General features: G+C 61.1%; 5 protein-coding genes and 1 tRNA gene. 3 read left to right on the top strand and 3 right to left on the bottom strand.

Going from position 1 to position 6,478, the window contains the following annotated elements; all coding sequences use genetic code 11:
- Positions 1-2,750 (bottom strand): beta strand repeat-containing protein (locus AAEO60_RS03045; protein WP_341672174.1); only part of this gene is annotated, 2,750 nt, incomplete at its 3' end.
- Between the two features lie 526 nt (positions 2,751-3,276).
- Here AAEO60_RS03045 and AAEO60_RS03040 point away from each other — a divergent pair.
- Positions 3,277-3,720 (top strand): PilZ domain-containing protein, encoded by a 444-nt coding sequence (locus AAEO60_RS03040; RefSeq protein ID WP_341672173.1) that lies wholly within the window; start codon positions 3,277-3,279, stop codon positions 3,718-3,720.
- Between the two features lie 307 nt (positions 3,721-4,027).
- On the opposite strand, the gene AAEO60_RS03035 is transcribed toward AAEO60_RS03040, so the two are convergent.
- Positions 4,028-4,118 (bottom strand) — tRNA-Ser (locus AAEO60_RS03035).
- 166 nt (positions 4,119-4,284) lie between these two features.
- Between AAEO60_RS03035 and hspQ the strand changes: the two genes are divergently transcribed.
- Positions 4,285-4,665, top strand: coding sequence for a heat shock protein HspQ (gene hspQ, locus AAEO60_RS03030; protein ID WP_341672172.1), 381 nt, complete (start codon positions 4,285-4,287; stop codon positions 4,663-4,665).
- Position 4,666: 1 nt separating this feature from the next.
- Here hspQ and AAEO60_RS03025 read toward each other — a convergent pair whose 3' ends face one another.
- Positions 4,667-5,524 carry an ABC transporter permease gene (locus AAEO60_RS03025; protein ID WP_341672171.1) on the bottom strand — a complete coding sequence of 286 codons (858 nt, stop codon included), beginning with the start codon at positions 5,522-5,524 and terminating at the stop codon, positions 4,667-4,669.
- A gap of 80 nt (positions 5,525-5,604) precedes the next feature.
- Here AAEO60_RS03025 and AAEO60_RS03020 point away from each other — a divergent pair, with 80 nt between their 5' ends.
- Positions 5,605-6,288, top strand: a complete 684-nt coding sequence (locus AAEO60_RS03020; protein WP_341672170.1) for a GcrA family cell cycle regulator — start codon at positions 5,605-5,607, stop codon at positions 6,286-6,288.
- Positions 6,289-6,478 lie beyond the last annotated feature (190 nt).

The raw sequence follows: 6,478 nt of genomic DNA, 5'->3' as shown, positions 1-6,478 counted from the left end.
TAGGTGCCGTTGATCACCGTCGCCCCGGCAACCGCGGTCACCGTCGCGGTCCCCAGATCCGCCTCCACACCGAAGTAGGCCCCGGTCACCTCGGTCCCGCCGGCCGGAACGTCCGCGCCGATCGTGTCCGCATCATCCCCGGCGCTCGCCCCGACACCGTCGTAGACATTGCCCGTCGCCGTGTTGCCAAGACCCTCGGTCACACTGTTCGCATCGTCATCCGCAACCGGGATGTCGTCCACGATCGTAATGTCCAGCGAAGCAGTATTGCTCGAACCATCGGTGTCCGTAGCCACGACATCGAAGCTGTCCGTAAACGAAGCATCGTCCGCCCCGGTATGCAGCACCGAGTTATCCTGCAGCGTGTAGCTGTAGCTGACTACGGCCGCGACAACATCGCCAGCGATATCGAACGTCGGCGTCACACCCGTGATCGTCAGCAAACCATAGACCGGATCGTCGATGGTCACCGGATAGGTTGTGGAAGCGCTCGCATCGAACACGGTCACACCGCCAACGGCCAAGGTCGCCAGCCCGTCGGGGCTGTCCACCGTGAACGTACCGGTCTGCGTCAGCGCAGGCGCATCAGGCGAGCTGCCGTCGGCAAGATCGTCCTCGTACAGCGTCTCTTCCGCGCCGGCACCGTCGAGACCGTTGATGGTCACGCCGTCGTCCGCGCCGTTGATCGTGATCGTCACCGTCGTGGTGCTGGTATCGCCGTCGCCATCGGTGATGGTGTAGGTGAACACCTCGCTCAGGCTCTCGGTGCCATCCAGCCCCTGAACCGCCGCGTTGGTGTTATCCAGCGTGTAGACATAGTCCCCGTTCGCCGCGATCGACAGCGAGCCGTAGGTGCCTGCAACACCCGTGCCCACGTTGCCGACAACGTCGCCCGGTGCCGAGCCGAACGCAACACCGGTCACCTGTGCGCCATCCGCGCCCTCGAGATCCGCCACGCCATCGCTGGCATTGGCATCGCCGGGAGCCGGATCGACAGCCGTCATCACGCTACCGCTGGCGACCAGCGGACCATCCTCGGTAACGGAATCCGCATCCGCATTGGCACTCGGCTCATCGTCGACGATGGTGATGGTCAGCGTGTCGCTGGCAGTGTCGCCATCAAGATCGGTAACGGAAAGCTCAAACGAAACCGAGGTGTCATCGCCAGCCGTGTTATCGACCAAGGTGTATTCGTAGGTGATGGTGCCGTCACCTGTAACCGGGTCGTAGGTTACCTCGGTGATGACAAGCACCCCGGTGTCGTCGGAAATCACCGTCTGCGGCAGGTTGCCCTGGTCTATCGAGACGTCGTTCACGCTCAGGTCGGCCACGCCATCCGGCGAGTTGAAAATTACCGTCGCGCTGGTTGTTTCGCTGGTATCGCTGTCGTTCTCGGCATCGTTGTCGGCGATCTCGCCGGTGCCGGCCGGTTCGTCGGTACGCGGTGGAAGCCCCCCCTCGTCAACGATAGTTCCTTCGCCGATCTGCGGCGCGATGATCGTGTCGTCCGCGTCCCCGACCTGGATGAGGAGCGTGGCAGACGAAGTACTGCCGTCCTGGTCCACAACCGAGTAGTCGAAGGATTCCTCGACGCCGCCGGGCGTGTTTACGTCGCGAACATAGGTGTAGCTGCCATCGCTGTTGAGCGTGAGGACGCCATATTCGCCCTGCAGAGCGGTGCCGGGCTCAGCCGAACCGCCCTGGTTGCTGAAACCAGTCACCCCGCCATCAACAGGGAAGTCGTCGGCACCGGACACGTCGTTGTCGAGGACATTGCCCTCGATCGGTGCATGGGTACCGGCAGGAACAATGCCGATATCATCTGCGGCAATCGGACTGTCGTCGACCAAGATCACCTGCAAGGAAGCCGTCGCCACGTCACCATCGGTATCGACTACCGTGGCCTCGAAGAAGCCATCAGCTTCGATTCCCAGCGTATTGTCGGCCAAAGTGTAGCTGAAGCCGATTTCGCCGGTGCCAAGATCAATGCTGGTGATCGTCAGCGTACCGAAAGGCGAAACGAACTCTTGCCCGACGGTAGTCACTTCCACGCCATTGATCAGGATTGCCGATAGGCCGTCCTCAGCGATGAAGATGATCGTGCCGCTGGTGGTTTCCCCGTCGCTTGCGGCGTCGGTGCCTTCAGGCTCGTCGCCGCGCTCGGGCAGGCCGTCTTCGCGGACGAGGGCAATGGCGTTTTCGACGCCCACCGGGTTGTCTTCGTCACCACCAGGGTTGTCGGGGGTTACGATGACAACGTCGGGCTCATTGTCGATAAGGTCCGGGATGATCTCTTCTTCGGGCTGCTCGTTCTGCGGCAGCTCGGTGTAGGGAAGCAGGTCGCCGAGATCATAGGCGGATTGGATCTCGCCAGGGTCAGTAGCAAAATTGCCTCCTGAACTTGGCGTCAGGCCATCTGCAGGCTCAGGCTCATTGCCCGTGAGCAATGCGGCGACGTTGGCTGGCGGAATGGGAACACCATCAACGACAAGTTGCGGGACAACGATGGCACCGTCGGGGACAACAATCCGCGTCCCGTCAGCCAGGATGATGACGAGGTCGCGGCCATCGAAATCAAGGCTCTCGATAGTCTGGCCGGCTGGCAGCACCACGGTATTCCCGGCGTCGGGCGCCATGACCTGCGTGGTTGCCTGCTTGCTGCCCTGCGAGGGCTTGCCGCCCGCTGCAACATCCGTGACGGATTCATCGCCCGACAGTTCGCCGCCGAATTCGTTCAGTTCTTCGTTCATCTTCTACCCCACTTGCAGGCAGAAGCGCTTTAGGGGCCCCCGGCCGCAAACTGTTGCGAGAGCGGGCTCTCCCCTGAGTCCGCTCACAAGCCATGATGAGACCAGCAAATTGATATGGTTACAAGTTTGTTAACTACTTGACAGTCGGCATCCGGATCTTGGGAAAAATCGGATTCCGGGCCTGCTCCGCCATTATTTCTATGTTTTATATATTCTTACCCAAGAGTGCTCACCTCTCGCGCGGCGATGAAGCCCCCGTCGAAATTTGCGGCCCGTCCCAGCCCTGCACACAAATCTAACAGCAAATTTACCATTCCAACCTTCGATGATCGAAATACGCAGTGCGAGTCGCCGCCGCTGTGAAACGTGCACAGCCATCACTTCGATTCCGCGACAACAAGTAAGGCAATCTTAACCTTATCTTAGTTCGATTTCGTGATCGTGGACTTGGAGGTCTACGATGCTACCGAAGGTTGCCCACCTATCTCAGCCTAGATATTCAACCGAGCGACGCGGCGCAAAGCGCTTGACCCTCGATCAAGGCCTCGACGAGATTGAACAGCGTCGGACGACGCGGGTTCTGATAATAGATCTCTCGACGACAGGTATGCGGATACAGACATCTGCCAGTTTTCAAATCGGCGAAAATATCGAACTCGTATTACCTGAAGCTGGTCCCATAACCGCGACGATTGTCCGAGAAGCCTATTCCGACTTTGGCTATGAGTTCGGTGTCGCGTTCGACGAACCGATTGGGGCAGCGGTAGTCAGCGCTGTGCAACTTGCCGCCCCTGCATTTGCCCCACCAACTCCGGATGATAGCAAAGACCACTGGGTTCACGAGGCGCAAGCGAAGTATCCTGACGTTCAGCCGATCTCCAATCTGATACTTGTGATCCTGCTGACGATAGCTGTCCTCGTCCTTGGTGGGCTTCTTTATGGCATCGGCTTTCTGACTTTCTCCGAATAGTTGGGAAGAAAGGGTGCTGTCAGCCTGATCGCAGCCTGTCTCCGATCGACGCAGCAAGATCGACATACATCACCACCGGACGGATGATCTCGACTGATGGGTTGAAATAGCGAAACGGGCTGGCCGGCCTTCTGGGACGAGGCATAGCCCTGCCTTAGGTGATCTCGCTCGTTCCCTTGGCCGGTGCAATTGCTCTGACAGTACCCGCGAGAGACGATGGCGCTTTCACGGAAGTAGGGCCGGAAGGCCGCCTGTTCCGCGGGCTTGCGCCAGGTACCTGTAACCAGAGACTAATGCTGAGGGTGTGTGGCGGAGAGGGAGGGATTCGAACCCTCGGAACCCCATAAGGGCTCAACGGTTTTCGAGACCGCCCCGTTCGACCACTCCGGCACCTCTCCGCAAGACAGGTGTCTAAGACATAAACCCGCAGTCGATTGGGAAGCGCGGCGGTTAGCGAAAGGCTGCGCCCTTGCCAAGTCCCTTCGTGTGCCTTCCGGCACGAAATCGGGGGACTTTCCCAAGGGGCAGGTTGTTACCGCCGCGCGCGACCATATATCTGGCAATATGGAACGTTCGGTTTTCTACTCTGCACAGGCCGGCCGCCAGATCGACGCCCCCCGCCGTTCGCGGGCCAGGTTTGCCATCGGCGACATCGTGCGCCACCGCAAACACGACTTCCGCGGGGTCATTTTCGATATCGACCCGGTCTACGCCAATTCGGAAGAATGGTTTGCGCAGATCCCCGAAGGCCAGCGCCCCAACCGCGACCAGCCGTTCTACCACCTGCTGGCCGAGAACGAGGACAGCTCCTACGTCGCCTATGTCAGCCAGCAGAACCTGGTGGTCGACACCGACGGCGAACCGATCGACCACCCGCAGGTGAACCAGCTGTTCGAGGACTTCCGCTCAGGCCGCTACTTCCTGCGCCGCAGCCTGACGCACTAGCTCAGGACTTGATCTTCCAGCCGGACTTCAGCACCCGGTAGGTAATGAAGCCCAGCACCAGGTTGAGCACGCCGACCCCGATGGCCGCGCTGACCACGTCGGCATTGGTGTTGCCTATGTCGCTTTCGCCGAGGAAGCCGAAGCGGAAGCCGGAAATCATGTAGAAGAACGGGTTCGCCTTGCTGATCGCCTGGAAGAACGGCGACAGGTTCGAAATCACGTAGAACGTACCCGATAGCAGGCTGAGCGGGGCGACGATGAAGTTGGTGATCGCCGCGTTGTGATCGAACTTCTCTGCCCAGATGCTGGCCAGCAAGCCGACGATAGCAAGCATGGCCGCACCCATAAGGCCGAACCAGACGACGGCCCACGGGTGCGCCAGGTGCAGGTCGACACCGGGATAGAGCCACATGGCGAGGCCCACGGCGCCGCCTACCATCACCGCGCGCGTGATTGCGGCCATGACGATACCGATCATCAGTTCGGCTTCGGACAAAGGCGGCATCAGCAGGTCGATGATCGTCCCTTGCAGCTTGCCCGCCAGCAGGCTGAAGCTGGAATTGGCGAAAGCATTCTGCATCATGCCCATCATGATCAGGCCCGGTGCCACGAAGGTGCCGAAGTTCACCCCCAGCACTTCGCGCCCGCCACGGCCCAGCGCCACGGTGAAGATCACCAGAAACAGCAGGGTTGTTACCGCAGGGGCCCAGACAGTCTGCGTCTGCACCTTGAGAAAACGGCGGCACTCCTTAATATAGAGACTCCACAGACCGATCCGGTTGATCCCGGTGATCTGCGGCTCTCCCTTTGGCGCGAATTCCCGTGCCGGTGCGGCGGTTGCAGGTGCTTGATCAGCCATACCGGCGCGCCTATCTGGCCAATGTCCTGCTGACAAGAGGCCGGTCGGGCAAGAACACCAATGACGGAATTTCATCACCCATGAGCTGGACCGAAGAACGCATCGCAACCCTCACCAAGATGTGGGAGGGCGGCGCGACCGCGAGCGAGATCGCTACCGAACTGGGCGGCGTGTCGCGCAACGCGGTAATCGGCAAGGCACACCGCCTCGGCCTGAAGGCGCGCCCCAGTCCGGTGAAAGCCAACGACAAGAAAAAGGCTGCCAAGAAGAAAGCGGCACCGGCGAAGGCACCGCCACCCAAGGCCAAGGCCCCGGCGCCAGCCAAGAAGGCAAAGGAAGCGCCAGCCACCGCCAAGCCGGAGCCCAAGCCTGCTGCAGCCTCCCCAGGCACTAACAGCCAGCCGATCCCCAACCGGCAGGAAGACCTGCCGAAGATCGTGTCCTACGGTCCCGGCGGCTTCCTGCGCCAGGGTCCGGGTGACCAGCAGGCTCCTATCCCGCCGGCCCCGCCGCGCCGACTGGTGCCGGCCAAGCCCGATCCGTCGATTGCCGACAAGACCAGCCTGCTCGACCTGAACGACCGCGTCTGCCGCTGGCCGATGGGCCATCCGGGCGAGCCGGACTTCCATTTCTGCGGCGTGAAGGTGAACCCCGGGTTTCCTTACTGCGTCGAACACTGCGGCCGGGCCTACCAGGCCCAACTGCCTCGCGGCGCCCGCCGTCCCCCTCCGCCGCTGCCTTTTGGTGGACCGCGCGTACGCTAGGCCGCCCGGACAAAGCCCACGACCCAAGAGGCCCGTCTTCCGGCAGCGGAAGGCGGGCCTCTTGCTATCGGCATGCACACTGTCGGCAGCGAATTCGGCGCATTGCCAAAGCCGGAATCAAAAACGCCCTCCGATCACCAGGATCGAAGGGCGTTTCTGTTTTGCAATCCGGTCCGGGGGGTAAGGGGGG

The sequence above is a fragment of the Aurantiacibacter gilvus genome, from assembly GCF_038289935.1.
GTDB lineage: Bacteria > Pseudomonadota > Alphaproteobacteria > Sphingomonadales > Sphingomonadaceae > Alteraurantiacibacter > Alteraurantiacibacter gilvus.
Note: the sequence above shows the minus strand (reverse complement) of the source record. Positions and strands in the feature narration are given on the sequence as shown.